Here is a 2,751-nt window from a genome sequence, read left to right on the forward strand (position 1 = left end):
GACCGCGCGAGGCGTCTCCCTCGCGCGGTTCCGGGTACTGCGGCCCCTGGTGCTGGAGGTGCACGAACTGTTCACGGACTTCCTGCCGGGGATGACCCGGGTGCTGCCGGACCCGGGCGGCAGGGGACGCCGGAACGAGTGATCACGTCCGGTTGACCGCGTCCAGCTCCCCCTCCGCCAGCTCCACGTCGTACACCAGCGGTCCCCGTTGCACCGTCACCTGCCGGGCCTGCGAGCCGTACGACGGCGCGGTCACCGCCAGCTCGTAGGCACCCGGGGACGGGACCGAGACGATGTAGGAGCCGTCCGCCAGCGACGTCACGCGGTCCAGTCGGCGGCCGCCCTCGGACGACAGCGTCACCGACGCGCCCTCCACCGCCGCACCCTCCGGGGTGCGGACGAAACCGTGGATCACCGAGGCCGGGCCGCCCGGTTTCCGGGGCGCCGGGATCTCCTCCGCGGGCTCCACCGCCAGGTGCGGCAGCCGCTTCTCCAGCCAGGCCGGCAGCCACCAGTTGGACGCGCCCAGCAGGTGCATCGCCGCCGGGACCAGGGCCGTACGCAGGACGAAGGCGTCCAGCGCGACCGCCGCCGCCAGGCCGACGCCCGCCATCGCGGCGCCCGAGTCGCCGCTGAGCACGAAGGCCAGGAAGACGCAGACCATGATCAGGGCGGCGGAGTTGATGACCCGGCTGGTCTCCGCCAGGCCGACCCGTACCGCGCGCGCGTTGTCCCTCGTGTGCACCCACTCCTCGTGCATCCGGCTCACCAGGAACACCTGGTAGTCCATCGAGAGCCCGAAGAGCAGGGAGAGCATGATGACCGGGAGGAACGCGTTGATCGGGCCCTCCTTGCCGAGGCCCAGCAGGTCCAGGCCCCAGCCCCACTGGAAGACCGCCACCAGGACACCGAAGGACGCCGCCGCCGCGACCAGGTTCATCACGGCCGCCGTCAACGGGACGACCAGGGAGCGGAAGGCCACCAGGAGCAGCAGGAAGCCCAGGCCGATGATGGTGGCCACGAACAGCGGCAGCCGGTCGCCGGTCACCGTCGCGAAGTCCTTGGAGACCGCCGTCACGCCACCCACGTGCGCCTGCGCGCCCGCCTGCGGGATCACCCGGTCGCGGAGGGTGTCGATCAGGTCGTCCGTCTCCTTGGACTGGGGTGAGGTGGTCGGGACCACCTGGATCACCGTCACGCCCCGGGCCGGGGGCAGCGCGGCCACCCTCGCGACGCCCGGGGTCGACTCCAGGCCCTTGACCAGCCTCGCCGTGTCGCCGCCCACCCCGACGACCTGGAGCGGGCCGTTGAAGCCGGGGCCGAAGCCCTCGGCGAGCAGGTCGTAGGCCTTCCTGGTGGTCGTGGACGCGTCGTCGTTGCCCTGGTCGGTGGCGCCGAGCCGCAGCGAGAGGACCGGGACGGCGAGGACGGCCATGACGATGAGGGCGAGCGCCGCGATGCGCCGCGGGCGCTTCTGCACGTTCGCCGACCAGCGGGCCGCCAGGCCGCTCGCCTTCTCCGGCTCGGGGCCCTCGGCGGCCAGCCTGCGGCGCTGGCGGCGGCTGAGGACGCGCGGGCCGAGGAAGCCCAGCAGCGCGGGCAGCAGGGTGGTGGCCGCGAGGACGCTCAGGACGACCGTCAGGGACGTGCCGATGACCACGCCGTCCAGGAAACGCAGCCGGGTGACCAGCATGCCGGCCAGCGCGATACAGACCGTGCCGCCCGCGAACAGCACCGCCCGGCCCGAGGTGTTCAGGGCGGTGACGGCCGACTCCTCGGGATCCAGGCCGCGCAGGATGCCGCGCCGGTGCCGGGTGACGATGAACAGGGCGTAGTCGATGCCGACGCCGAGGCCGATCAGGGAGGCGAGCAGCGGGGCGATGTCCGGGATGTCGGTGGTGTGGCTGAGGAGCTGGGTGGAGAACAGGCCCATGCCGACGCCGAAGACCGCGATCGCGATGGGCAGGGTCATCGCGAAGAACGAGCCGAACGCCAGGAAGAGGACGACGGCCGCGGCGACGATGCCGACCATCTCGGACAGGCCCTGCGGCGGCTCCTGGACGCGCTGGATGGCCTGGCCGCCCAACTCCACCTCAAGACCGCTGCGTTCGGCGCCCCGCGCGGTGTCGACGACCTTCTGGACGAGGTCCTTCGGGATTTCGTTCGCGCGCTGGGCGAAGGTCAGCTGCGCGTACGCGATCCTGCCGTCCCGGCTGACCTGCGCGGCCCCCCGGGCGCCGGCGTAGGGACTGGTGACCGCGCCGACCCCCGGCATTTTCGCGATCCTGTCCAGGGCGGGCTGGACACGGCCGCGGACCGCCGGGTCCGTCACCGAGCCGTCGGTGACCTTCCACACCACGGTGTCCGTGTCACCGGAGGTGTTCGGGAAGGCCTTCTGCATCAGGTCGTACGCGGTCTTGGAGTCCGTGTCGGGCAGGGAGAAGACGTTCGCGTAGTTCGTGCCCGCCGTCGAGGCCGAGAAGCCCACGCCCAGCAGCGCCCCCACCCACAGCAACAGGACCACCAGCCGGTGCCGATAGCACCACCGTGCCAATGCCGTCACGCTCAACAGCTCCTTGGAGTTCGTAGGGTCGGTTCGGTCGGTCCCCCCAGGTCCTGGGCAACAGGATCGGCGGCGGGCCGCGCGCCGGGACATGCGACGCGCGCGACTCTCAAGGAACTCCAAAGCTGCGCGCCCCCGCCCGTCACCTTGAGCAGGGTCTCGCCCTGGGCCACGCCCCGGGTGGAGAC

The 2,751-nt window shown here is 72.3% G+C and carries 1 protein-coding gene and 1 pseudogene; one reads left to right on the forward strand and one right to left on the reverse strand.

Annotated features, from left to right (window positions below; all coding sequences use genetic code 11):
* Window positions 1-142, forward strand: a pseudogene (locus ABZ646_RS44370) (TetR/AcrR family transcriptional regulator); the annotation flags it as partial.
* Here the strand turns inward: ABZ646_RS44370 and ABZ646_RS44375 are convergent.
* Window positions 143-2,554, reverse strand: coding sequence for an MMPL family transporter (locus ABZ646_RS44375; RefSeq protein WP_360532846.1), 2,412 nt, complete (start codon window positions 2,552-2,554; stop codon window positions 143-145).
* Window positions 2,555-2,751 lie beyond the last annotated feature (197 nt).

Source organism: Streptomyces sp. NPDC007162, assembly GCF_040634175.1.
Taxonomy (GTDB): Bacteria; Actinomycetota; Actinomycetes; order Streptomycetales; family Streptomycetaceae; genus Streptomyces.